General features: G+C 40.9%; 27 protein-coding genes. 13 read left to right on the plus strand and 14 right to left on the minus strand.

Features of this window, described 5'->3' with window-relative positions:
* Positions 1 to 52 precede the first annotated feature (52 nt).
* Complete coding sequence (locus tag H6G75_RS04700; protein ID WP_190978799.1) at positions 53 to 970, plus strand: TIGR01777 family oxidoreductase; 918 nt, start codon at positions 53 to 55, stop codon at positions 968 to 970.
* A gap of 54 nt (positions 971 to 1,024) precedes the next feature.
* On the opposite strand, the gene H6G75_RS04705 is transcribed toward H6G75_RS04700, so the two are convergent.
* From H6G75_RS04705 to H6G75_RS04715, 3 genes are all read right to left on the minus strand, one after another.
* Positions 1,025 to 1,267 (minus strand): hypothetical protein, encoded by a 243-nt coding sequence (locus H6G75_RS04705; protein WP_062297575.1) that lies wholly within the window; start codon positions 1,265 to 1,267, stop codon positions 1,025 to 1,027.
* A 151-nt stretch (positions 1,268 to 1,418) separates the two neighbouring features.
* Complete coding sequence (locus H6G75_RS04710; protein WP_190978800.1) at positions 1,419 to 1,841, minus strand: M48 family metallopeptidase; 423 nt, start codon at positions 1,839 to 1,841, stop codon at positions 1,419 to 1,421.
* 87 nt (positions 1,842 to 1,928) lie between these two features.
* Positions 1,929 to 2,285: an iron-sulfur cluster assembly accessory protein gene (locus tag H6G75_RS04715; protein ID WP_062297578.1), complete on the minus strand. Its 357-nt coding sequence runs from the start codon at positions 2,283 to 2,285 to the stop codon at positions 1,929 to 1,931.
* A 318-nt stretch (positions 2,286 to 2,603) separates the two neighbouring features.
* Between H6G75_RS04715 and H6G75_RS04720 the strand changes: the two genes are divergently transcribed.
* The 4 genes from H6G75_RS04720 (at position 2,604) to H6G75_RS04735 (ending at position 8,289) form a co-directional block, all read left to right on the plus strand.
* Positions 2,604 to 4,238: a DUF6930 domain-containing protein gene (locus H6G75_RS04720; RefSeq protein WP_190978801.1), complete on the plus strand. Its 1,635-nt coding sequence runs from the start codon at positions 2,604 to 2,606 to the stop codon at positions 4,236 to 4,238.
* A gap of 1,630 nt (positions 4,239 to 5,868) precedes the next feature.
* Positions 5,869 to 6,042, plus strand: coding sequence for a CopG family transcriptional regulator (locus H6G75_RS04725; RefSeq protein ID WP_190871154.1), 174 nt, complete (start codon positions 5,869 to 5,871; stop codon positions 6,040 to 6,042).
* A gap of 336 nt (positions 6,043 to 6,378) precedes the next feature.
* On the plus strand, positions 6,379 to 7,818 hold the full coding sequence (zds, locus tag H6G75_RS04730) for a 9,9'-di-cis-zeta-carotene desaturase (RefSeq protein ID WP_190978802.1): 1,440 nt from the start codon (positions 6,379 to 6,381) through the stop codon (positions 7,816 to 7,818).
* A 24-nt stretch (positions 7,819 to 7,842) separates the two neighbouring features.
* The gene (locus H6G75_RS04735) at positions 7,843 to 8,289 is read left to right on the plus strand and encodes an SRPBCC family protein (RefSeq protein ID WP_190978803.1); all 447 of its coding nucleotides are present in this window, start codon (positions 7,843 to 7,845) and stop codon (positions 8,287 to 8,289) included.
* Positions 8,290 to 8,373: 84 nt separating this feature from the next.
* Here H6G75_RS04735 and H6G75_RS04740 read toward each other — a convergent pair whose 3' ends face one another.
* Entirely contained in the window at positions 8,374 to 8,523 is a 150-nt protein-coding gene (locus tag H6G75_RS04740; RefSeq protein WP_190978804.1) for a hypothetical protein, read from the minus strand.
* A gap of 31 nt (positions 8,524 to 8,554) precedes the next feature.
* Between H6G75_RS04740 and H6G75_RS04745 the strand changes: the two genes are divergently transcribed.
* From H6G75_RS04745 to H6G75_RS04765, 5 genes are all read left to right on the plus strand, one after another.
* The gene (locus H6G75_RS04745; RefSeq protein WP_190978805.1) at positions 8,555 to 8,965 is read left to right on the plus strand and encodes a type II toxin-antitoxin system RelE/ParE family toxin; all 411 of its coding nucleotides are present in this window, start codon (positions 8,555 to 8,557) and stop codon (positions 8,963 to 8,965) included.
* The gene (locus H6G75_RS04750; protein WP_190978806.1) at positions 8,949 to 9,278 is read left to right on the plus strand and encodes a helix-turn-helix domain-containing protein; all 330 of its coding nucleotides are present in this window, start codon (positions 8,949 to 8,951) and stop codon (positions 9,276 to 9,278) included. The genes H6G75_RS04745 and H6G75_RS04750 overlap by 17 nt, the downstream gene beginning before the upstream one ends.
* Before the next feature lie 103 nt (positions 9,279 to 9,381).
* Positions 9,382 to 9,651 carry a BrnA antitoxin family protein gene (locus tag H6G75_RS04755; RefSeq protein ID WP_190978807.1) on the plus strand — a complete coding sequence of 90 codons (270 nt, stop codon included), beginning with the start codon at positions 9,382 to 9,384 and terminating at the stop codon, positions 9,649 to 9,651.
* 547 nt (positions 9,652 to 10,198) lie between these two features.
* Positions 10,199 to 10,531 carry a hypothetical protein gene (locus tag H6G75_RS04760; RefSeq protein ID WP_190978808.1) on the plus strand — a complete coding sequence of 111 codons (333 nt, stop codon included), beginning with the start codon at positions 10,199 to 10,201 and terminating at the stop codon, positions 10,529 to 10,531.
* 524 nt (positions 10,532 to 11,055) lie between these two features.
* The gene (locus tag H6G75_RS04765; RefSeq protein ID WP_190978809.1) at positions 11,056 to 11,328 is read left to right on the plus strand and encodes a hypothetical protein; all 273 of its coding nucleotides are present in this window, start codon (positions 11,056 to 11,058) and stop codon (positions 11,326 to 11,328) included.
* A gap of 117 nt (positions 11,329 to 11,445) precedes the next feature.
* On the opposite strand, the gene H6G75_RS04770 is transcribed toward H6G75_RS04765, so the two are convergent.
* The 10 genes from H6G75_RS04770 to H6G75_RS04815 form a co-directional block, all read right to left on the minus strand.
* On the minus strand, positions 11,446 to 12,393 hold the full coding sequence (locus tag H6G75_RS04770; RefSeq protein WP_190978810.1) for a F0F1 ATP synthase subunit gamma: 948 nt from the start codon (positions 12,391 to 12,393) through the stop codon (positions 11,446 to 11,448).
* Between the two features lie 82 nt (positions 12,394 to 12,475).
* On the minus strand, positions 12,476 to 13,996 hold the full coding sequence (gene atpA / locus H6G75_RS04775) for a F0F1 ATP synthase subunit alpha (RefSeq protein WP_190978811.1): 1,521 nt from the start codon (positions 13,994 to 13,996) through the stop codon (positions 12,476 to 12,478).
* A gap of 128 nt (positions 13,997 to 14,124) precedes the next feature.
* On the minus strand, positions 14,125 to 14,679 hold the full coding sequence (gene atpH / locus H6G75_RS04780) for an ATP synthase F1 subunit delta (RefSeq protein ID WP_190978812.1): 555 nt from the start codon (positions 14,677 to 14,679) through the stop codon (positions 14,125 to 14,127).
* Positions 14,679 to 15,248, minus strand: coding sequence for a F0F1 ATP synthase subunit B (locus H6G75_RS04785; protein ID WP_062297596.1), 570 nt, complete (start codon positions 15,246 to 15,248; stop codon positions 14,679 to 14,681). The genes atpH and H6G75_RS04785 overlap by 1 nt, the downstream gene beginning before the upstream one ends.
* A gap of 137 nt (positions 15,249 to 15,385) precedes the next feature.
* Positions 15,386 to 15,817 carry a F0F1 ATP synthase subunit B' gene (locus H6G75_RS04790; RefSeq protein ID WP_190966857.1) on the minus strand — a complete coding sequence of 144 codons (432 nt, stop codon included), beginning with the start codon at positions 15,815 to 15,817 and terminating at the stop codon, positions 15,386 to 15,388.
* Between the two features lie 178 nt (positions 15,818 to 15,995).
* Positions 15,996 to 16,241 carry an ATP synthase F0 subunit C gene (gene atpE / locus H6G75_RS04795; protein ID WP_008233924.1) on the minus strand — a complete coding sequence of 82 codons (246 nt, stop codon included), beginning with the start codon at positions 16,239 to 16,241 and terminating at the stop codon, positions 15,996 to 15,998.
* Between the two features lie 150 nt (positions 16,242 to 16,391).
* Complete coding sequence (gene atpB, locus H6G75_RS04800; RefSeq protein ID WP_190978813.1) at positions 16,392 to 17,156, minus strand: F0F1 ATP synthase subunit A; 765 nt, start codon at positions 17,154 to 17,156, stop codon at positions 16,392 to 16,394.
* 62 nt (positions 17,157 to 17,218) lie between these two features.
* Positions 17,219 to 17,704, minus strand: coding sequence for an ATP synthase subunit I (locus tag H6G75_RS04805; RefSeq protein ID WP_190590582.1), 486 nt, complete (start codon positions 17,702 to 17,704; stop codon positions 17,219 to 17,221).
* A 235-nt stretch (positions 17,705 to 17,939) separates the two neighbouring features.
* Positions 17,940 to 18,095, minus strand: coding sequence for a hypothetical protein (locus tag H6G75_RS04810; protein ID WP_190978814.1), 156 nt, complete (start codon positions 18,093 to 18,095; stop codon positions 17,940 to 17,942).
* A 122-nt stretch (positions 18,096 to 18,217) separates the two neighbouring features.
* Positions 18,218 to 18,763, minus strand: coding sequence for a redoxin domain-containing protein (locus tag H6G75_RS04815; RefSeq protein WP_190978815.1), 546 nt, complete (start codon positions 18,761 to 18,763; stop codon positions 18,218 to 18,220).
* 453 nt (positions 18,764 to 19,216) lie between these two features.
* Here H6G75_RS04815 and H6G75_RS04820 point away from each other — a divergent pair, with 453 nt between their 5' ends.
* From H6G75_RS04820 to H6G75_RS04830, 3 genes are all read left to right on the plus strand, one after another.
* Complete coding sequence (locus H6G75_RS04820) at positions 19,217 to 20,005, plus strand: HAD family hydrolase (RefSeq protein WP_190978816.1); 789 nt, start codon at positions 19,217 to 19,219, stop codon at positions 20,003 to 20,005.
* Positions 20,006 to 20,148: 143 nt separating this feature from the next.
* Positions 20,149 to 21,450: a DNA double-strand break repair nuclease NurA gene (locus tag H6G75_RS04825; RefSeq protein ID WP_190978817.1), complete on the plus strand. Its 1,302-nt coding sequence runs from the start codon at positions 20,149 to 20,151 to the stop codon at positions 21,448 to 21,450.
* A 129-nt stretch (positions 21,451 to 21,579) separates the two neighbouring features.
* On the plus strand, positions 21,580 to 22,353 hold the full coding sequence (locus tag H6G75_RS04830) for an FHA domain-containing protein (RefSeq protein ID WP_190978818.1): 774 nt from the start codon (positions 21,580 to 21,582) through the stop codon (positions 22,351 to 22,353).
* The last annotated feature ends 30 nt before the right edge of the window (positions 22,354 to 22,383 follow it).

Consider the following 22,383-nt stretch of genomic DNA (forward strand, 5'->3'; position numbering starts at 1 on the left):
ACAATGTTCCATCTAAAATCCAAAATTGTATAAGGCTTTGGGGAGATGCAGAATGAAAGTAGCAATTACGGGTGCAACAGGGTTAGTCGGGAGTCGTTTAGTAGAACGACTGCAAACAGAAGGTCATCAAGTATTGGTATTAACACGTAATGCTGGCTTGGCTCAAAAGGTGTTTCCAGCAGCCAATTTTCCTAGTGTGGAAATTGTGACATACACCCCAACAACATCAGGTGGTTGGCAAGATGCCATTAGCGGTTGCGAAGCTGTAGTTAATCTTGCAGGCGAACCTATTGGTGAGGGACGCTGGACGGCAGAACGTAAGCAAGAAATCCTCAATAGTCGTCAGCTAGGCACGCAGAAAATAGTTGAAGCCATAGCTAAAGCTAACCCCAAACCTAGAGTATTAGTTAACACTTCTGCTATTGGTTACTACGGTACAAGTGAAACCGCTACTTTTGATGAAGCCAGTGCATCGGGTAATGATTTTTTGGCTCAAGTCTGCCAAGCCTGGGAAGCAGAAGCCACAAAGGTTAAAGATGCGGGTGTGCGACTGGTAATTCTGCGTTTTGGGATTGTTCTTGGTAAGGGTGGAGCTTTAGCCAAAATGATTCCACCTTTTCAGCTTTTTGCTGGAGGGCCAATTGGCAGTGGTCGCCAATGGTTTTCGTGGATTCATATTGACGATGTAGTTAATTTAATTTTGCAAGCTTTAAACAAGTCAGATATGGAAGGAGTGTATAATGCCACTGCTCCAAATCCTGTCCGAATGAACGATCTGGCTCAAAGTGTAGGAACAGTCTTAAATCGTCCTTCTTGGTTGCCTGTTCCGGCTTTTGCCATTGAAGCTTTACTTGGAGACGGCGCAATTGTTGTTTTAGAAGGTCAACAGGTTCTGCCAAAGCGCACTTTAGAATCTGGTTTCACCTATCAATATCCAAATTTACAACCAGCTTTGAAGCAAATTTTATAATAAAAGTCAATAGTCAATAGTCAAAAAGTTGGACTATTGACTATTGACAAATAACTAATCAGTGAGAAACTTCCGAGACACCCAACTGATAATTCCGCTCAGAATGGCACCCCCCATGAGAATGCCAATAGCGGGGTTAAATAATGGTTGCCAAAGCTTGTGCCATAAATCAAGACCCAAATTTATGCCCGCAGCATCACCAAAAACTGCGATCGCAAACCAACCAAAGCCAAATAAAACCAAGAAAACATCGGCTACCAAAATCAAGTTCAGCCAATTTAATAGTTTATCTTTCATATCGACAATTTGAGACTAGGACTAGGGGCTAGGGGCTAGGAATATAAGAATTAAGCAATAGAAATTAGCTATGACAAAGTGACAATCATCAGGGATGTTACTCTCACCTCTAGCCCCTAGCCTCTCACCTCTATCCTCTCACCTCTCACCCCTACTCTTCAAACAACCACTTCTTAACTTTTTTGAGACTTTCCCAGTCTGGTTTCCGACTCAGACCGTCTTCAATACTACTGTTAATTTCATCGCGCCATTCTGGGTTCACCAAGAATAACTGTTGTACAACATCAATATGTTGGCGTAACCCTTTTTGACCAGTCTCTAGCATTGCTACAGCCAAATTGACTCTAGCTTGTGGGTCTTGTGGGCTTAACTTGACTGCTTTTTGTGCAGCCTTATAAGCTAAGTTGGACTTATTGTCTAACATATATAACCATGCTAGACAAATCCAAGCAGCGGCAGTTTTCGGAGAGCGATCGCATACCTCCTTAAATACAGGGATCAAAGAATCCACTGATTCGCCAGCTTTATAACGTTCCAAACCTGTATCAAACAAGGATTCAACAGTGTTAGTCATTAGTCAAGAGTCATTAGTCATTGGTCAAGAGTCATTAGTCATTGGTCAAGAGTCAACACAAAGAACGAATGACAAATGACAATCTTACTACACCCCAAATGACTTACCACAACCACAGGTTTGACTAGCGTTGGGGTTAGTGAACTGAAAACCGCCACCAATCATTGCATTGCTATAGTCCAGCATCAAGCCATATAAGTACAACAAGCTTTTGCGATCGCAAACAATTTGAAAGCCGTCATAGTCAAAAACTTCATCCTGGGGGGTGATCTTGCTCTTGTCTTCAAAGTCCATCATATAAGACATCCCGGAGCATCCACCTTGGCGCACTCCTACCCGCAGGCATAAATCTTGACCTTGTTGTGCTTGCAGGAGTTTTACTTGGCGCAAGGCTGCTTCGCTTAATAGAATGCCACGTTGTTGAGGCTGCGTTGCTTGTGTCATATTTTGTTAACTCCTTAATAACTAGTAACTTTATAGAAACTTGTAATTGCTGCTGGGTTGATGGGTAATTTGTGTATATATTCTAGCGACATTGAGGCCAGAAATTGCCAATTGTAAACACTCCGTCAAAAGCAGCCAAAGCTTTTTATTCTAGAATTGAGAGACTCGGTGTATTTAAACATTCGGTATTTTCAGAATTTCAGCCTTGTGGCAACCTGAGTCGCCATTCCTCTTCAGGTACAGCCAGGAAAATTTCTTTCCAGGTTAGCCATCCCCAACAGTTGATATGCAAATTGCTTCCTTTGATGAACTGACTCTATGACAAGTTTTAATCGCTCTACCAATCGTCGGTTGCATAAATTACCCCAAATTCCTTCTGTATGGGAGGGCGATCGCCGTCCGTTGTCATCGTCACCAATCCCGCATTCCGACTCATCGGCCAATGGTGATTGTATTCTTTGGGTTGATGGCTCACAAGGTGTTGTTCGTGGCATGGATGTAGTACCTCCCGAAACAGGCCCAGAAGCAATTGTTCGTACCCTGATGCGAGCAATGGAGCATCCCCACAGTCCGGCTAAACCTGCCAGACCCCAGAAAATTGTGGTCAAAGACCGAGAAATTCAATTTTATTTGCGTGGCGTACTGCAAGATTTAGATATTGTGATTGACTACGCCCCAGACTTACCCTTAATTGATGAATTATTTCGCGGTTTTGCAGAAATTGTTGATAGCCAAATTCCAGATTTACCACCACAGTATGCCCAAGCTTTGCAAGAAAAAGCATTTGCCCTTTGGCAAGCAGCCCCTTGGGAATTTTTGGAAGAACAGCAAATTATCTCGATTGAAATTAATAAATGGGATGTCGGGAAACTTTACGCCTCAGTTATGGGGATGTTGGGGATGGAGTACGGGATTTTGTTTTATCGCTCGGAAGAATCCCTGCAACGTTTTCGAGCCGCAGTTTTGCAACATGAAGATTCCCAAGGGCGCTTAGAAGAAGCTTTTCTCAAGCAAGATTGTCTATTCCTCACTTTTGAAAGTCTTGATGCTGACGACGAAGATGAGGATGAAATGGACGATTTAGCAGAGATGGAGTTATCAGAAATCGCCCCAACTTTTGGCAACATTCACCCCTTAGAAGGACTGCGTTCTGTTTTATATGACGAAGAGGCGCTAGTAGTATATGTTGCTTTAGAAAGTTTATGTCGTTTTATTCGTGACCATCGTCGTCAGTTATCTGATGACACTTTCCCGGAACTCAGCCATCGTTATCGAATTTCTCTTCCAGAAGCCGAGGGCGCAACTAAATCTGTCTCGGTGACGGTTGCTTCTATGCCAAAATTGGCCGCTGAGTTAGAGGAGATGGCTGGCTTTGGTGCAGATGAATTGGAGACGGAAACATCAGATTCCCCGATTTTCCGGTCTTTACGCGATGATTTAATTCCCGAAGATTCTTTTCTCAGCTTGGGTGTGGTGTCTTGGGAAATGTTGGAATATCTTCGCAAAGGTGTAACTTATCATCCAGCAGGGGAAATTAAACAGGTAGGTGACGGATTACCTGTAATTTTGATTCAAACTTCCCGTCCTAAAGCTAAGACGGTAATTGAAAGTATCGAAGTTGCTGGTGGACTCAAAGCAATTTGTTTTAATCCTGGCGCTGATCCGTTTGATGGCGATCGCTACGATTTAGGCTTATTGCAGACTCAAAATGGTGAATTATTTTTATTTGGCGAATTTTTAGATGATGATCCCATCCATGTGGAAGCTCGCAAAAAATGGAATCAACGGTGTAAGAACACCAAAGGTTATTGCGGTTTGATTATTGCTAAAGGATTAACAGGATCAGCTCGTGGTAATCCTCAACTACGCGATATGGTGGCTTTGTTTGAAGCGCGATCGCTTTCACCTAAAGATTTGGGTCTTGGCACTTTACAACTGATGCCACAACTTTAATTCCATCACCATATTCACCATATTCCCAAACCCCGGTTGTTTGGTGTTTTTCCATGCTTAATTTACCTGCATTCGGCATATAGCAATACAGTTCAGAAAAGCTGATTTTTCTATTTTTACTAATCCTGTTTCCCGTTCCCTGTTACCTCTTTTCATATCATGTCCGGCAAATCAGTTTTGTCTTTCTGCACATCTGTACAGAAAGACAAAACTCTCCCTCTGCTCTGATCCCTGACCCCTGTGGTCTTGATGATCAGTCTTTTACCGGACACAATATTCAGTTCTCTTCCTCCAAAATCCAAAAAATTCAGGATTTGTTTAGCTGGCTAATGAAGACAAGTATAAAGCAGATGTGCTTGTGTTTTTAGATGCTTTTGCCCACCAAATTACTTTATGCAAAGTTCATGAAGCATAGATATGTTGGAATTTTTCAGTAATTTTTTCACTAAATTATGATATCCATCCCAGTGATAATTTTTTGAACATCTGAATGGGGAAATCAAATAACCCCTTGAACTTTATCCTAAAATTTTGAAATTCTAATTCTTCTTGATAATCATCCAGGTTACTTTTCTCAGTAATTACTGAAAACTTTATTTCATCCATTTTCTGCTTTATATTTTTTTTATAAAGTTCTACAAAGCCACTAATTAAGTATTAAATGAAGATTATTTAAAGCCAAAAAATCATGGTTATAATAGCCTTAACACTAAAAATCAAGCAAATATTCCCTTATGATTTGAGTGCTTACTAAATAATTTTTGACTTAAATTTACGAGGAGGAAAACTGAAAAGCTCTTGAGACTTTCTCCCAAGAAAACTGAGACTTATGTCTAAGCTTGTCACAAAGGCTAACTAAAATTCGTTTCATTAATTAGATGTTTATCGGAATTGATAATCTCATGAAACGAAAATAGTGATGTATGCAAAAACAAAATTTTGCAGGATTTACGAAAACTTTTGTACAGAATTCGTAATCAAATCAAACATCACTGTATTACTACTTTTAGTAGTTATTTATAAAATCTCAAATTTACCCAATTGAAATAGAGGAGTTAGCCCATGATTACTTAAATACTCAACCATAATTTGTTGATATCTTCCCCCAATGAGTACCAAAAAATCATTTCTAGATTCAGGTAAAAAATGTTGAAGACGAGAGTGAACCCTTGTAGCTGCGTACTATTGGGTAATTACCAGTCAAATATACACACCTAATAACTAGTAGATGTATTAGGGTCTGAAGTTGTTGACAAAATTGTCTCTCCAACAGATTAATCTGAGCTGATGAAGCAGAAAAGTTAAAATACTTTTTCTGAATAAAAATATTGGTAATCTCAATTGAGTGAAACTTAGGTATCTCAAATTAGTTGGTGGAATTTAATGTCAGGTTTTCTTGAGAACTTCATTAGTGCAATTGTTACAACTCATGAATGTACACTAAGGACTTTTCCTGCCACAATAGTGATCCCGTTCTGATTATCTTCCACAAAAATGATGAATAATTTGACAAAATGATGATTTTTGTGTCTGTAGCATTGCTTGTTTCTTGACACAAACTCTGATAATCTTATACCTCCTTATCTGGAGTCTTTTGTTGTTTTGATGGTGTTAACATACAGCAGATAGCATGATAATGACTAATAAAAAATGGGCCGTTAAACGTATTACTGTGAATTTAGCGACACAGGAAGCAGAGAAGCTAGAAAAATATTGTCAGCAGACAGGTAGACCTGCAACAGATGTAATTCGAGAACTGATTCGAGGATTACCAGTATCTGATGACAATAAAGAAGCAAAATAGAAAAGAAAAAGCATCTTAGAATAGTCACTGGTTTGACTAGAAATACCGATTAAGCTTTTTCCGTCCACCTTTACTTCTGTTTGTGGAACTCAACACAAGCGTTTTGCAGGAAGTATATTTAGCAATCAGGAATGAAATCAAGTAATAAAATAGCTTTTATTACTTCTGGGTTGAACCCCGTCGTGCATCTACATACTGGTGGACTCTTGATCAATCTCTGACAACTCAATTTCTGACTCAGCGAGTGTAAAACCTCGCAAATCGGCTTGATGCTAGTAGCAAATTCCGACACCAACCCAGTTACAATTTGTAAAGAAACTGAAGAGGTAGGACGGAATGCGTGTTGCAATCGTAGGTGCGGGATTGGCTGGACTAGCAACCGCTGTAGATTTAGCCGATGCTGGCTGTGAAGTCCAAATTTTTGAGTCCCGTCCGTTTGTTGGTGGTAAAGTTGGCAGTTGGGTAGATGGCGATGGCAACCATGTAGAAATGGGTTTGCACGTCTTTTTTGGCTGCTACTATCAATTGTTTGAGTTAATGGAAAAAGTGGGTGCGTTGTCACATTTACGCCTGAAAGAACACACCCATACTTTTATTAATAAAGGCGGACGCACCGGTGCATTAGATTTTCGTTTTTTCACAGGTGCGCCTTTTAATGGCTTGAAAGCATTTTTCACGACTTCCCAACTATCTTTACAAGATAAGTTACAAAATGCGATCGCTCTTGGTACCAGTCCCATTGTCAGAGGATTAGTAGACTTTGACGGGGCGATGAACACCATTCGCAACCTAGATAAAATTAGTTTTGCCGATTGGTTTCGTCGCCACGGTGGTAGTGAAGGTAGCATTAAACGGATGTGGAATCCCATCGCTTATGCGTTGGGATTCATTGACTGTGAAAATATTTCTGCCCGTTGTATGTTAACCATCTTCCAGTTTTTCGCAGTCAGAAGTGAAGCTTCTGTGTTGCGGATGTTGGAAGGTTCCCCAGAAGGGTACTTACATAAACCAATTCTGGAATATTTGGCAGCCAGAGGCACGCAAATTTATACTCGTCGGCAAGTACGAGAAATTCAATTTGCCGAAGCAGATGGACAAACAAGAGTTACTGGGATAGTAGTAGCTCAAGGTGATACCACAGAAACTATTACCGCAGATGCCTATGTCTGCGCCTGTGATATTCCAGGTATTCAGCGAATACTGCCCCAAGATTGGCGGAAATGGTCAGAATTTGACAAGATTTATAAATTAGATGCAGTACCAGTAGCTACAGTCCAGTTGCGTTTTGATGGTTGGGTGACAGAACTGCAAGATGCAGAAAAACGCAAACAACTCAACCATGCCGCAGGTATAGATAACTTACTGTATACTGCTGACGCAGACTTTTCTTGTTTTGCTGACTTGGCGTTGACTAGTCCTAGTGATTACTATCGCCCAGGACAAGGTTCCCTACTGCAACTAGTACTCACACCAGGAGATCCATTCATTAAGGAAAGTAACGAAGCGATCGCCCAGCACGTCCTCAAGCAAGTACATGAACTTTTCCCCTCATCGCGGGAACTTAACATGACTTGGTATGGTGTTGTAAAACTTGCCCAATCTCTCTATCGAGAAGCCCCAGGGATGGATTTATACCGCCCCAACCAAAAAACTCCCATTCCTAACTTCTTCCTCGCAGGTAGCTATACTCAGCAAGATTATATCGATAGTATGGAAGGAGCAACAATTTCTGGAAGAAGGGCAGCAAAAGCGATTTTAGAGACAATCAAGCAGTAGCGCACCCCAGAGGAACAACAAAGAATGTCAGATTGGCTAGAGCATAGTGTACAGGTAGAAGTAGAGGCTCCCATTGATTTAGTGTGGAGTCTGTGGTCTGATTTAGAACAAATGCCCCGATGGATGAAATGGATTGATTCGGTCAAAATTCCACCCGATGATCCAGATATATCTATTTGGAAACTCAACACTGGGGGTTTGGAATTTACTTGGAAATCGCAGATTCTCAAAATTATCCCTAACCAAATTATCCAGTGGAAATCAATTGATGGTTTGCCAAATCAGGGGGCGATTCGGTTTTACGATCGCCACACTAGTAGTATTGTCAAGCTAACTGTGTCCTATGCTATCCCTGGCATTATTGGCAAAATCATGGATAACTTGTTTTTAGGTAGGGTTGTAGAATCAACAATTCAAGCTGATTTAGAAAGATTTAAGCAATATGCTTTAAATGCTCAAGCAAACTCATAGTAGAAAGCAGGATATTAATAGCTATTCCTGCTTTCTACTATGAGGCGAGAAAAATATTCTAACGCGATCGCACTCAGCCTAATATTATGCTGTGGAAGCTGGCGATCGCCGATTTTCTGTAAAATATTTTCTCACGCACAGACGCAAAGACGCAGAGAGAATCAAGAGTTTTTTAACTATTGTGTGGCTGGCGTTAGACGCATAAAAAATTATGCCAAAGTTACTTATTGACACAATATGCTAATTTCAGCATAATTTATAGTGTATGGATACAGAACAAGAAAAACCACAGCTAAAAAAGTTTAAATCCATAGCCAGCGCACTTGATGATTTAAAAGAGTTCCCCGAAGATGTACAGGATGTAATGGGATATGCTCTTGAGTTGGCACAGCGCGGTAAAAAACATCCAGACGCAAAACCTTTACGCGGGTTTTCAGGCGCGGGTGTTTTAGAAATTGTAGATGATTTTGATGGGGATACTTATAGAGCAATATACACTGTTAAGTTTGAAGGTGTTGTGTATTTATTACACGCTTTTCAAAAGAAATCAAAACATGGTATTGCTACACCAAAACAAGATATTGAATTAGTAGAAAAAAGATTAAAAGCAGCTAAAGAAGATTATTTACAAGAGACTCACAAAAGCGATGGTAATAAAGATGGACAACCAAAATAAAGTTACTAGTGGTAGTGGGAATGTATTTGCTGATTTAGGGTTGTCTAATCCTGAAGAACGTTTAGTTAAAGCTGAACTGGCGATAAAAATTAGTGAAATTATTACTACTCAAAAACTAACTCAGGTGCAAGCTGCGGAAATTTTAGGTATAGATCAACCAAAAGTTTCTGCTTTAACTAGAGGTAAACTAAAAGACTTTTCAGTTGAAAGATTAATAAAATTTTTGAATATTTTGGGTAATGATGTAGAAATTAGAGTCAAACCTAAACCAGAAAATCGTACTTCTGCTTCTACTACTGTAGTTTGCTTTTAACTGTTGTGTGGTGCGATCGCATCCAATTCACTATTATGCTTTTACGCAGGCGATCGCAATGATACTTGTTTGCCGTTCGTTTTTTGGAAATTAAAAGCATACTATGAATATCTCAGCCAAACGACTTGAAGAAATTCAGAATATTCCTGATGAAGATATTGATACTTCTGATATTCCTGAATTAGATGCTCATTTTTGGGAAAATGCTAAACTTGTTCAACCTATCACTAAACAAGCAATCTCATTAAGAATTGATAGTGATGTATTGCAATGGTTTAAAAATCAAGGTAAGGGCTATCAGTCCTTAATGAATGCAGTATTACGAACTTACGTTGAACATCAGAGTAAGATTCACAATAAAACCCAACATTAAATCAGTATGCTTGTAAGTTGGGTGGGCGATCGCTCCATTCAATCTATTATTAGGCTGTGTAGATTGGCGATCGCCGATTTTATGTAAAATATTGCATAAATACGGGATGAATTTTCTCACGCAGAGACGCAAAGGCGCAGAGAGAATCAGGAATTTTTTAATTCTTGTGTAGGTTGGGTTAGACGCACGAAAAATCTTGAGACTAAACATACAATTCTATTTTGCGTCCTAACCCAACATTAATGATTTTAGTAAACAATAAGTTCTTGTATAGAAGTTTAAGAATGGTAAATTAACTACAAAATAATATTGGTTTACACTGCGTTCCAGCCAAACTACAGAAGATAGCGATCGTACCTATTATGCTGTGTAGACTGGCGATCACAATAAAACTTTTTGAAAATTATCGTCGTTATGCACATACTTTTTCCTATGATTGCTGTTTTGACTTGGTGATCATTTCTCAAATACAGAAATAGTTGATATTATTAATACAGCTATCAATAAGCAGCCCAAGAGGATTATTTACAAGAGACATTAAGAAGCAATGGAAAGAAACATGGGCAATGATACTGAAGAGCCATTATCTTTTGATGAATTCATTTCCTATTATAGATGTCCTCCGCTCGTAGCAGAGTTTCATTATCCTGAATATATTCAGAATATTGGATTAAATACACGGTTGTCCTATGAGCAATTTGTAGAATTCAATCCTGGATATCCACCAGAATACTACTCGTTTCTATATGGCTATTATTCTCGAAATGGGATTGAAGCGTACAGGCTTTTTATTCCACCTGTCGGCAGACAGCCGCCAGAAATAATCCCGGCTTTAGAATTTTTACAGATGGATTTAGATCATAAAAATGAGTCAAGTTAATCCTGATTTGCATACGGTTGTAGCTCGACTGAACGAACGCTCTGAATTATTTCATAAAGTTTTTTAATTATTGTGTAGGTTGGGTTAGACGCACGAAAAATCTGGATACTAAACAGACAGTTCTATTTTGCGTCGTAACCCAACATCAATGATTTTAGTAAACAAGAAATTCTTGTATAGAAGTTTGAAGATGGTAAATTAACTACAAAATAATGTTGGGTTCCACTGTGTTCCACCCAACCTACAGAAAATAGCGAGCGTACTTCCTTTCCAAATCATATTTCAGTCGTGATGTCATCTACTCTTTACTGCAAAAGGGATAAGAAATCTGTTACACTTCCAATCTGCAATCAAATGTAATGGAATTTTGACTATTTTACTCAAAAAGTACTTGACTTTTTCTCATAGATCACGATATCTTATCTTTTAATTTATTTAGTACTTTTGTACTGATTAATATAAGATGCAAATTGATTTTTTGTTGACTAATGATAGCTTACTTGCAAATACTATAAGGTTTCTTTATGACGCAACAGTACAGTAGTAATACTCTGGATTTGATTTGCTTTCTTTCTTCCACCAAAATTCTTGAATATAAACCTGCAATAGTTCTTACTACAAACTCTGTTACAAAAGGTAAATATATCTATACTATTCATCCCAAGGCATATATTCATCTAGATGCTGTTAAAAATCGTAGCAATGAAGAACTTATTAAGTTTCTAGAAAGTGAAGGTTTTACAGATGCGGAGCTTTTTGAAGTAGAGGGACGGATAGGTTTTAACCTAAAAAATTAACTCGTAGTAAAGCAATGCTGCAAAGTCCCCAAATTATTGTGAAAGCAAAAATAGCTAATCGCCAGTTTGAAATTACCAGCAATTAGCTATTTATTATAGTTACCAATTAACTTGTCCCTAACTCAGTGCTTCTGCACCACCAACAACCTCTAGAAGTTCTTGAGTAATTGCGGCTTGTCGGGCTTTGTTGTAAGACAACGATAGGCTTTTAATCAATTCACCAGCGTTATCACTGGCGTTACTCATAGCTGTCATCCGTGCTGCTAGTTCACTGGCAGCAGATTCTTGTAATGCCCGTAGTAGTTGGTTGCCCAAATACAGGGGTAGCAAGGCATCCAGAATTTGCACTGGGTCTTGCTCAAAAATCATATCGCTGGCTAAAGGTTGAACTTGAGAAGTGACTTTTTGCCGTTCAACTTCAAATTGACCACCACGAGTAGTCAACCGGAAGATTTCGTCGTCTGCTGCTTCTAAACCTTGGGTATCCAGAGGTAACAAGGTTTGAACTACAGGACGAGAACTCACCAAGGAAACGAAACGAGTGTAGATTAATTCGATGCGGTCTACTTTTTCCGAGAGGAACAAAGACAGCAACTCGTCAGCAATTCTATTTGCTTCTTCGGCGGTGGGTATTTGTTCTAAGCCACTGTAGGTAGCATCGATAGGTTGGTTGCGACGTTGGAAGTATTGGGTAGCTTTACGACCAACCAATACAAATGTGTAGTCGATACCTTCTGCTTTGAGTTCCTTGGTACGGTTCTCTGCACGACGGATGACGTTTGTGTTGTAACCACCGCACAAACCTCTGTCGCCAGAAATTACTAACAAACCTACTGATTTAACTTCGCGTTTTCTCAGTAGAGGTAGGTTTGCATCTTCAAACCGCAGGCGGGTTTGTAAACCATATAAAACTTGCGCTAGTCTGTCAGCGAAGGGACGAGTTGCCAGCACTTGTTCTTGCGCCCGACGTACCCGCGCTGCTGCTACTAGCCGCATAGCTTCGGTGATTTTTTTGGTGTTTTTGACCGACTGAATGCGATCGCGTATTGATTTAAGATTAGGCATATTTTTGTCCTTTGTCCTTAGTCATTTGTCCTTATGTCATTAGTCATTAGCTACTTACCAATGACTAATGACTAATGACTAATTACACTGAAGCTTTGAAGGTCTTTTTGTAATCGTCTAAAGCAGCCTTCAATGCGGCTTCTTCATCATCACCTAGTACTTTCTTGCTTTGTACTGCTCCGTAATAAGCAGACTTACCAGTTTTCAGGTAGTCACGGAAACCTTTGGTGAAGGTGGTTACTTTATCTACAGGGATATCATCTAAGTAACCGTTAATACCAGCGTAAAGAATTGCCACTTGTTCAGCTACAGACAAAGGCTCATTTTGAGACTGCTTGAGCAGTTCCCGCAGACGTTGACCCCGTGCCAATTGGTCTTGGGTAGCTTTATCTAAGTCAGAAGCAAATTGCGCGAAGGCTTGGAGGTCATCAAACTGTGCCAGTTCGAGCTTAATCTTACCAGCAACTTTCTTCATTGCCTTGGTTTGTGCCGCAGAACCCACACGGGATACGGAAATACCAGGGTTTACAGCTGGACGGATACCAGCGTTGAACAAGTCAGAAGATAAGAAAATCTGACCGTCGGTGATGGAAATTACGTTGGTGGGGATGTAAGCGGATACGTCACCAGCTTGGGTTTCGATGATGGGTAGCGCAGTCATGCTACCAGCGCCCAACTCATCACTGAGTTTAGCGGCTCTTTCCAACAAGCGAGAGTGAATGTAGAATACGTCTCCGGGGTAAGCTTCCCGTCCGGGTGGACGACGCAGTAGCAAGGACATTTGGCGATAAGCTTGTGCTTGCTTGGAAAGGTCGTCGTAGATTACGAGGGTAGCTTTGCCTTTGTACATGAAGTACTCAGCAATGGTAGCTCCGGTGTAAGGAGCCAAGAATTGTAAGGTAGCTGGGTCACTGGCGTTAGCTGCAACAACTACGGTGTAGTCGAGTGCGCCTTTTTCTTGTAAGGTTTGAACTACGTTAGCTACGGTGGAAGCTTTTTGACCAACGGCGACGTATACGCAAACAACATCTTCACCTTTTTGGTTAATGATGGTGTCAATTGCGATCGCAGTTTTACCTGTTTGACGGTCGCCGATAATTAACTCGCGTTGACCCCGACCGATGGGAATCATGGAGTCAATAGCGGTAATCCCGGTTTGCATTGGTTCGTGTACAGAACGACGAGCAATGATACCGGGTGCGGGCGATTCAATCAAGCGGCTTTCGCTGGATTTGATGTCGCCTTTGCCGTCGATGGGACGACCTAAAGCGTCAACAACCCGTCCAATTAAGGCTTCACCGACACCAATTTGGGCAATTCTACCAGTAGCTCTCACAGAACTACCTTCTTGGATACTATTACCTGTACCCATAAGTACCGCACCCACGTTATCTTCTTCTAAGTTTTGGGCGATACCAACGGTGCCATCTTCAAATTCTAAAAGTTCCCCAGCCATAGCCTTTTCCAGACCATAAATCCGGGCAATACCGTCACCTACTTGCAGAACGGTACCAACGTTAGCAACTTTGACTTCTTGGTCGTATTGCTCGATCTGCTGTTGAATAATGCTGCTAATTTCGTCAGGTCTAATTGATATGCTCATGGTGTATGTTTTTCTTTTGCAACACGGAAGAAATAGTAATCAATATCGAAAAGTGCTGAGTTGAAAGTGCTGAGTGCTGAGTAAAATTTTTCTCCCCTGCTCCCTGCTCCCTGCTCCCCTGCCTCTTCCTAGCCATTTGTCAAACGCAAAGACAAGCGACGTAGTTGACCACGTAAACTAGCGTCGATTACCTGTGAGCCGACTTTGATGATCACACCACCAATCAATTCGCTGTCTACTCTAGTTTCAAGTTCTACTTGACGCGCATTGGTGATAGCAATGACTTTCTGTTTAATGGCTTCTTCTTGCTCTGGTGAGAGCGCAACAGCAGAAGTTACTTCTGCTAACACAGTTTGATTCAGCTGCCGTAGCAATGCCAAGTACTGTTTTAAAATCTGGTCTAAGAAGAAGATGCGTCGTTTGTCTACTAAAAGTAGCAAAAAGTTGCGTAAATAAGGATTACCACCTTCACCCGTTACTTGGCTGATCACCGCTTTTTTGGTGTCAGGTACAATGAAGGGGTTATCGATAAAGTTCCGCAGTTGTTGAGAATTTTGCAACAAGTCTAGTAAAGCACGCGCATCGTTACCGAACTCTTCTGTCAGATTTTTGGACTGTGCTACTGACATCAGTGCCTGTGCGTAAGGCTGGGCGATTTCGGCTGTTTCTACATTACTTTTCATTACCGTCCTCCCACCTGAGCGATGCTACGGTCAATTAGCGCCTGTTGAACATCGTCACTCACACCAGAGCGCAGCTGTGATTCAACTTGCTGTAGTGCCAAAGCGGCTACTCGCTGCCGCAATTCGGTTAGCGCCCGTTCTCTTTCGGTGTTCAAGTCTGCTGCTGCTGTTTGTTTCAAGCGTTCTACGTCTTGTGCGGCTTTATCTAACAGAGCTTGCTTGGTTGCCTGGGCGCTTTCTGTGGCTGCTTGGCGAATGCGCTGTGCCTCAGCTTGAGCCTGGGTCAACTGTTCTTGTGCTTGTGAAAGAGAAGCTTGTGCTTCTTTTAAGCGTTGTTCTGCTTCCTGAATGGCAGTTGCGATATTGGAGCTGCGCTCGTTCAGGATATTGCTTAAAACTTTACGTCCAAAGTAGAATAGTATGCCAATCAGAATCACTAGGTTTATGAGATTGGTTTCTAAAATGTCTAGGTTTAGACCGAAACCACCTTCTGCTGCGCCTTCTGCCAATTCAGAGTGAACAGCTTGAGCTTCTGTGGCAAGTAAGAAGAAAATGCCCATGATAGCCATTTACAGGTGCGCTGCTCGCTTGCTAATTAAGTTTTGTCTTCCCGTAGGAAAAAAGTGCCTGTTTTGACACTTAAATTAGGCGCTCTGGGACAAATGCCCAGTTGCGCGTAGGTTTTGTCAGACCAATCATTTTTAGCTTATCTAGCTAAACTCGGCCCTAATAGTTTTTCTAGGATCTGCCTGCTGAGAGCATCAACTTGTTGTTCCAAGGAACGCATAGCTTCCTGCTTTTGTTGCTCTATTTCAGCAGAAGCTTTTTCTCGTTGAGCTTGAGCTTCTTGTTGCGCCTCAGCAATTTTCTGGGCAGTAATATTCTTAGCCTCAACCTGAGCAGCTTCTAAAGTAGCTTGCGATTGTCTGCGAGCTTCTGCTAGTTGTTGCTCATATTCTTGAGTTAGGCGTTCGGCTTTGGCTAAACGTTCCTTGGCTTCAAGGGTATTGGTGCGGATGTAATTATCGCGCTCATCCAGTACCTTGGTCAGTGGCTTATAGAAAATTACATTCAACAAGGCTGCCAACAGCAGGAACTGCAATGCCATAAAGGGCAAAGTAGCATCGAAATCAAACATTTCTCTCCTCTTTGGCTGGAGTAGCAGTTTTCATGGCTAGCAACGTTATCCAACCTTTCGTATTTTAGAGACCCATAGCCACGAGGGTCAGCCTACATCAGAACCAATTAATCCCCAAAATATTTGTTGTGTAGAGACGTGAGAATTCACGTCTCTACACTCACAAAACTTTTAGGTTCTAGGAAAATGGGTTAGCGAACAATAGTACTAGCGCGATTACTAGACCGTAGATGGTCAAAGATTCCATGAACGCCAAGGTTAATAGCAGAGTACCGCGAATTTTACCTTCTGCTTCTGGTTGACGAGCAATACCTTCTACTGCCTGACCAGCAGCGTTACCTTGTCCAATACCAGGGCCAATAGCAGCCAAACCAATTGCTAAAGCAGCAGCCAGAACTGAAGCAGCAGAAACTAATGGATCCATTTTGATTTTCCTTGCTTTAAGTACAGAACTACAAAAGTAAATTAACTAGTAAAGACGTGTTTTTTCACGCTGCACCGAGTTCTCGCAAATCGCAGTTTGCGACGTTTTGAGCTTTGATGCTCGTCGGAACTGTGCTAACAACTGAGGGCTTTAATGATGCTCCTCATGCTCTTCGCCGCCGTGTCCTTCCATTGCCTCATGAATGTATGCCCCTGCTAGGGTAGCAAACACTAGGGCTTGAATGGCACTGGTAAATAAACCCAAGGCCATTACAGGCAGAGGTACAAATAAAGGCACGAGCAGCACTAATACCGCCACAACTAATTCATCCGCCAAGATGTTACCGAAAAGACGGAAGCTTAGGGAGAGGGGCTTAGTGAAATCTTCGAGAATGGCGATCGGCAACAATACGGGTGTTGGCTCTATATACTTCTTGAAGTAGCCCAAACCACGTTTGCTGAAACCCGCATAAAAGTAAGCAAGAGAAGTCAGCAGTGCCAATGCTACCGTCGTATTGATGTCATTGGTGGGAGCCGCTAATTCACCAGATGGCAGCTTGATGAGCTTCCAGGGAATTAAAGCACCTGACCAGTTCGATACGAAGATAAACAAGAACAATGTACCAATAAATGGTACCCAAGGGCGGTACTCTTTCTCACCAAGTTGGTTTTTTGCTAGATCACGAATAAATTCCAGAGCGTATTCCATTAAGTTTTGGATACCTCTGGGAACTTTTTGTATATTCCGAGTAGCAGCTAATGAAGCTATTACCAGAATGCCAATCACGAACCATGAGGTGAGAAAAACCTGCCCATGAATTTTTAGGTTGCCTAATTGCCAGTAGAAATGATGACCTACTTCTAATTCGGCGAGGGGAAAAGAATTAAAGGCGTTTAAAACACTAAGCATTTGCATTCTTCAAGCATTTTCCCCAACGAGCGAGGATGGGTGTATTGTCTTTAGTGAGCCTGATTTTGTTAAGAATCAGGAAGGAACGCAGTTTGCACCGTATAGACGAGGAGCGTGGCCTTGTATGTAAGAAATCCCAAAAAAATGGGCATTACGTGTAGATCGTTCCATTGAGTTGCTAGTATAATCAACCCAATAAATAAAGCAAAACGATTTTTGCTTAGACGATTTTTCTCAGCACCCAATCGCTCAACGTCGTTAGCCAGCATCTTTAAGTAAACCACACCTGTACACGCCCCAATTAAATAATTCAGGGCAATGTTTAGTGAATAAAAAATCCACACAGAGATAAATATAATCCCCGTCAAAACAAGTGTGATTACCAACAACTTCTGATAGAGTTGATAGAACTCCTGCATAGAAGTGTTGACTGGTTCTGTGTCCTCAAAACCAGATGGAGCATCTTGTTGTGTTGTCGGAGGGGGCGCAATTGGTTCTTCTGACAAGCTCACGGGACTTGAAACCAGTACAGCTAACTTATTATGACTGCACATTCAGTCAGCTGAATCATATCACGATCTGGTAACAATACTTTAGAAAAAAACAATTAACTTCTTGTTTTTTACCCAAACGCAACACAAATTAAACTTTGGATAGGCACAAAGCGAGAAAACTTAGGAAGCAGGCAAATCTGAGGATGTAACGTGAATCTCACCTGCGAAATTCCTAGTTTATGTTAGATTGCTTTTTCGTCAAATAATCTCAGTGACCTCCAGAAGCGTTGTGTAATCACCTACGTAATATTTCGGGAAAGCCGGGTTTAGAAAATTTACTTGGTGCTTGAGGAGCGTAGACGCAGAACGTCTTGTCGTTAGACATCACACCAAAGCGAAATTTTGCTAAACTCCAGCCTGTTGAGTTTGTACTACCCACTGAAGAGGGCATTGCTGTGTACATTCTTAATTTACATTAGATTGGCCAAAATTGCTTGCTTGGCTCCTTTGGCTTTAACCAATCAGTCAATATTTAAGCACGCTTAGTGATATCTGGAAGCCGACTGTTATGTCTTACCACTCTGTTCCCCGGAAGGGGTAGTTTCTGGGAATGATGTACTCTAGCCCTTGGAGTAGGAAAGCAAAATCGACGCGGGAGAAGGGATGAGTACCAATGTTGGCAAAATATAAACGACTATCGGGCTTGATTAAAAATACAGCAGGTTCGCTGAATAAGGCAGGTTCACTTTCAAAATGACCTTTGGTGAGATACAGTCCCCAACGACGCATTTCATCGGGGGTGAAGTCATAGCCAATGGTGCTATTTTGGATGTTAGCTTGTTGTTGAAATTGTTGTGCTTTTTCTAGAGAATCACCACTGATAGCGATCGCTTCTACACCTAGTTTTTGGAAATCATCGAGTTTCTGCTCTAAATCAGTAATATACTGTTGACAAATGGGACAATGTAACCCTCGATAAAATACAACCATTGTGTAGTTTTTCGGAGTGTGGTCAGCTAGTTTCCAGATGGTTCCATTTAAAGTTTTAACTTCCAAAACAGGAGCCGGATTTCCCATCAGCAGCTTGGGTGAGGTTATTTTCTCAGATTGGGTAATCATGATTTTGTTTCCAATTTAATAGTTATATCTCGCGCTTGTTGGTTTTGTACTGTGCTGAATCCGTGTATTAATTTACATCACATAAGAGCGCCAAAACGCAAATAAAAAATTAAATCAGATTTTTTTAATTTCTTTGTTTAGAGATATTCAAAATGAATAAAAAAGTTAATAAAATGAATAATTAATGCGAATGTAACCGCGTCAGCAGCTTCTAGCAATCTATCCAATAAAAAATACTTATAGAATATCTAGATTAGTTTAGATAAAATATTAACTTTATTAATCAATAACAAAAGTCTAGAGAAATTTTCTTTTAAGCGAGTTAAAAATAAATAATTAAAAGTAGATGAAGCTATTTTGAAAAAAATATCAATTGCAAAAAACTAGCAAAAATTACTACCAATTTTTAATTTTTCATGTAAGCTGACAAAAGCAGTTTTCATCCTCAAAACAATGACCGCAAGTAGTCCTACAATTTTGGCCTTAGACTTTGACGGAGTAATTTGCGACGGACTAATTGAATATTTTGAGGTCGCATGGCTAACCTACTGTAAACTTTGGTTGCCAGATAATGATACACCGCCCGATGACTTGGCATTGAGATTTTATCGTCTCAGACCAGTGATTGAAACAGGTTGGGAAATGCCTGTTTTAATTAAAGCTTTGTTGGCGGGAATGTCCGATGAAGAGATTCTTCAGGAATGGACAACAATTACGCCACAAATTTTATTAAAAGATAACTTGCAGGCTAGAGAAATCGGTGCAAAACTAGATCACCTGCGGGATGAATGGATTGCAACAGATTTAGACGGCTGGCTGAGTCTGCACAGATTTTATCCGGGTGTGATTGAAAAAATCAAACTGACTCTGGATAGTCATGTGCAGTTATTCATTGTGACAACGAAAGAGGGACGTTTTGTACAACAATTGTTGCAACAAGAAGGTGTGAGTTTACCTCCCGCTGCAATTTTTGGTAAAGAAGTGAAGCGTCCGAAATATGAAATTCTGCGAGAATTGATACAAACAGCGAATCAACAGCCAGTTAGTTTATGGTTTGTTGAAGACCGGATCAAAACGTTGCAGTTAGTTCAACAACAAGCTGACCTAGAGGATGTGCAACTTTTTCTGGCTGATTGGGGCTATAATACCCAACCAGAAAGAAAAGCCGCGCAAGATGACGAGCGAATTCAGTTAATATCGCTGTCACAGTTTACCAAGAACTTCTCTGATTGGTTGTCATAAATTTGTAGAGACGTAAATTTTACGTCTCTATCTCATCAAATATTTTCTGGATTATAGGTAACATTTTGTGGTCATTTCACCAATAAGCCACGTCTAGAATTATATTTTATGCTGAATTAATTAATGGCTTCAGTTAAAAATATATGCTTGACCTGACAAAATTAGCGCGACAAATGCAAGGTTTAAGCCAGCATCTTTCCCAAGAAGCTGTTGCTGGTCGTCAGCGTTTAGAATTAGCGCAACAACATTTAATAAATGCTTACGAATGTCAGCAGGATTTAATTGAACGTCAAGAAAAATGGCGCGATCGCATTTTATTCGCTAATGCTACCCCCATTGAGCCATTAGAAACTCGTATTGATATTCCTGTTCCACCGAAAGTACATACTGTCATCGCTACCGACGGTTCACAAATTGCCCCTAGCCACCACGAAATAGCTTATTGTTATCTCTTAAATATTGGCAGAGTAGTTTTACACTACGGTCAAAATCGTCATCCACTACTTGATAGCTTGCCAGAGGTATTTTACCGCCCCGAAGATTTATATACATCTCGACAGTGGGGTATTAGGACGGAAGAATGGATGAGTTTTTGTCGGACTGCAAGTGAAGCAACTGTACTGGCTGAATTAGCTTGTGGAGTGATGGAGGGACGGGAGGGACGGGAGGGACGAAGGGGACAAGGTGGACAAGGGAGACAAGGGGGAAACTATGTTTCTTCTTCCTTGTCTACCCCCTCTCTCTTGTCTCCCCTCTCTCCCTCACCCTCCCAAGACCGAATACCAACCTTAGCAATGGTGGATGGTTCGTTAGTTTATTGGTTTTTAGAACAGTTACCGCTAGAAGCACGCGATCGCATTTTACCGCCGATTTTGCAAGCTTGGCAGCAGCTACGTGATGCCGGAATCCCATTAATGGGTTATCTCAGCGCCTCTCGAAATGTTGAAGGAATTAACTTTTTACGGTTGATGGCTTGTCCCCATCCGGTTCCCGACTGTGTAAGTTATTGTCCCAACCAGTTAGAAAAAGTTCCTTGCAAAGTATTTGAACCTTTACGAGATACGTCTTTGTGGTCAACTCAACTCCAGCCAGGACAACGCGGCCCTTTATGGCGGAGTAACGCCCGAATTTTAGAGTTTTATGAAGGTCAAAACATTTATTTTTGTTACGTTCACGTAGGTACGGAAATTGCCCGTATAGAAGTCCCAGCTTGGGTTGTGGAAAATACAGCTATGTTTGATGAAGCCTTGGGATTGATGCTGGCGCAAGTTCAAAAAGGATATGGCTACCCAGTAGCGATCGCAGAAGCACATAATCAAGCTGTGGTTAGAGGTGGAGATAAAGCGCGTTTCTTCGCCCTTTTAGAAAAGCAAATGATTAAAGCTGGCTTAAAAAATGTTGGTACTTCTTACAAAGAAGCTAGGAAACGCGGAAGTATCGCTTAAAAAGCATCATCAAACTGTGATCACTTCCAACACCTGAATTCTGCTTTACCCTGTCTCTGGGAAAATACGCAAAGGTGTCAGTGATCGCCTAAACTATTTAACATAGGATTAGCGATACAACGGTAAGCCATGCAAAATCTCAATCAATTCAGCACTACCGGGCTAAGTTTACAGCTATTCCATGTTCAAACCAACACCGCTTTTGACTTACCAGCAAATCTGACAGTAATCCGACTGGGTAAGCCAAATGACCAAAATCCCCCAGATATTGATGTTTCCAGTTTGCCAAATGCGGAAGTTGTTTCTCGCGCTCATGCTCAAATTATTGTAGAGAATGGCAATTACTTGATTGAAGACTTAGGTAGTTCCAATGGTACATTTCTCAACGATGTCAAATTGGAAGCGGGAACCAGATATCAGTTAAAAGTAGGCGATCGCATTAACTTTGGTCAAGGTGATGCCATCACTTTTATTTGGCAAAATTCCCCAGCTTTAGCGACAGTAGTTCATAGCACACAAGTTGTACCCCCACCAGTTCAGCATAAGCAACCAATCGTGGTAGATAAAACAACTAAGCTGATAGGTTTAAGTTTAATAGTTGCCAGTATTGTACTGTTAACTGCCAACGTGAGAATCGGTATATTTTTTGGTTTACCTAGCATTGCGCTTTGTTTTGCTGGAATTTTTGTGTTGTGTCAACAACGGATCAATCGTCATTTAGGCTGGGTTTTGATTGCTATCGGAATCCTCATCATTATATTTACTGGTCGGATTTTTGCCTCAGTTAACTTGTTATTGTTAATCGCAACTTCAGCTTTATTCTTCATTGGTTATCTACTTTTTACAACTGGTAAAATATTTGGCTATGATTGGCGATCGCTCCCACAAATAATTAATAAATAGAAAAAAGGTTACGCTGATGGCGTAACCTTT

Origin of the sequence: Nostoc sp. FACHB-280 (assembly GCF_014697615.1) — a bacterium.
Taxonomy (GTDB): Bacteria; Cyanobacteriota; Cyanobacteriia; order Cyanobacteriales; family Nostocaceae; genus Nostoc_B.

Coding starts and splice junctions, on each gene's coding strand:
- atpH (WP_190978812.1), bottom strand. CDS start 14,679: ATGAAAAGTAATGTAGAAACAGCCGAAATCGCCCAGCCTTACGCACAG.
- H6G75_RS04830 (WP_190978818.1), top strand. CDS start 21,580: ATGCAAAATCTCAATCAATTCAGCACTACCGGGCTAAGTTTACAGCTA.
- H6G75_RS04715 (WP_062297578.1), bottom strand. CDS start 2,285: ATGACACAAGCAACGCAGCCTCAACAACGTGGCATTCTATTAAGCGAA.
- H6G75_RS04710 (WP_190978800.1), bottom strand. CDS start 1,841: ATGACTAACACTGTTGAATCCTTGTTTGATACAGGTTTGGAACGTTAT.
- H6G75_RS04745 (WP_190978805.1), top strand. CDS start 8,555: ATGGATACAGAACAAGAAAAACCACAGCTAAAAAAGTTTAAATCCATA.
- H6G75_RS04720 (WP_190978801.1), top strand. CDS start 2,604: ATGACAAGTTTTAATCGCTCTACCAATCGTCGGTTGCATAAATTACCC.
- H6G75_RS04785 (WP_062297596.1), bottom strand. CDS start 15,248: ATGGCTATCATGGGCATTTTCTTCTTACTTGCCACAGAAGCTCAAGCT.
- H6G75_RS04765 (WP_190978809.1), top strand. CDS start 11,056: ATGACGCAACAGTACAGTAGTAATACTCTGGATTTGATTTGCTTTCTT.
- H6G75_RS04805 (WP_190590582.1), bottom strand. CDS start 17,704: ATGTGCAGTCATAATAAGTTAGCTGTACTGGTTTCAAGTCCCGTGAGC.
- atpB (WP_190978813.1), bottom strand. CDS start 17,156: ATGCAAATGCTTAGTGTTTTAAACGCCTTTAATTCTTTTCCCCTCGCC.
- H6G75_RS04705 (WP_062297575.1), bottom strand. CDS start 1,267: ATGAAAGATAAACTATTAAATTGGCTGAACTTGATTTTGGTAGCCGAT.
- H6G75_RS04820 (WP_190978816.1), top strand. CDS start 19,217: ATGACCGCAAGTAGTCCTACAATTTTGGCCTTAGACTTTGACGGAGTA.
- H6G75_RS04790 (WP_190966857.1), bottom strand. CDS start 15,817: ATGTTTGATTTCGATGCTACTTTGCCCTTTATGGCATTGCAGTTCCTG.
- H6G75_RS04825 (WP_190978817.1), top strand. CDS start 20,149: ATGCTTGACCTGACAAAATTAGCGCGACAAATGCAAGGTTTAAGCCAG.
- H6G75_RS04770 (WP_190978810.1), bottom strand. CDS start 12,393: ATGCCTAATCTTAAATCAATACGCGATCGCATTCAGTCGGTCAAAAAC.
- H6G75_RS04725 (WP_190871154.1), top strand. CDS start 5,869: ATGATAATGACTAATAAAAAATGGGCCGTTAAACGTATTACTGTGAAT.
- zds (WP_190978802.1), top strand. CDS start 6,379: ATGCGTGTTGCAATCGTAGGTGCGGGATTGGCTGGACTAGCAACCGCT.
- H6G75_RS04755 (WP_190978807.1), top strand. CDS start 9,382: ATGAATATCTCAGCCAAACGACTTGAAGAAATTCAGAATATTCCTGAT.
- H6G75_RS04810 (WP_190978814.1), bottom strand. CDS start 18,095: ATGCCCTCTTCAGTGGGTAGTACAAACTCAACAGGCTGGAGTTTAGCA.
- H6G75_RS04700 (WP_190978799.1), top strand. CDS start 53: ATGAAAGTAGCAATTACGGGTGCAACAGGGTTAGTCGGGAGTCGTTTA.
- atpA (WP_190978811.1), bottom strand. CDS start 13,996: ATGAGCATATCAATTAGACCTGACGAAATTAGCAGCATTATTCAACAG.
- atpE (WP_008233924.1), bottom strand. CDS start 16,241: ATGGATCCATTAGTTTCTGCTGCTTCAGTTCTGGCTGCTGCTTTAGCA.
- H6G75_RS04760 (WP_190978808.1), top strand. CDS start 10,199: ATGGAAAGAAACATGGGCAATGATACTGAAGAGCCATTATCTTTTGAT.
- H6G75_RS04750 (WP_190978806.1), top strand. CDS start 8,949: ATGGACAACCAAAATAAAGTTACTAGTGGTAGTGGGAATGTATTTGCT.
- H6G75_RS04735 (WP_190978803.1), top strand. CDS start 7,843: ATGTCAGATTGGCTAGAGCATAGTGTACAGGTAGAAGTAGAGGCTCCC.
- H6G75_RS04815 (WP_190978815.1), bottom strand. CDS start 18,763: ATGATTACCCAATCTGAGAAAATAACCTCACCCAAGCTGCTGATGGGA.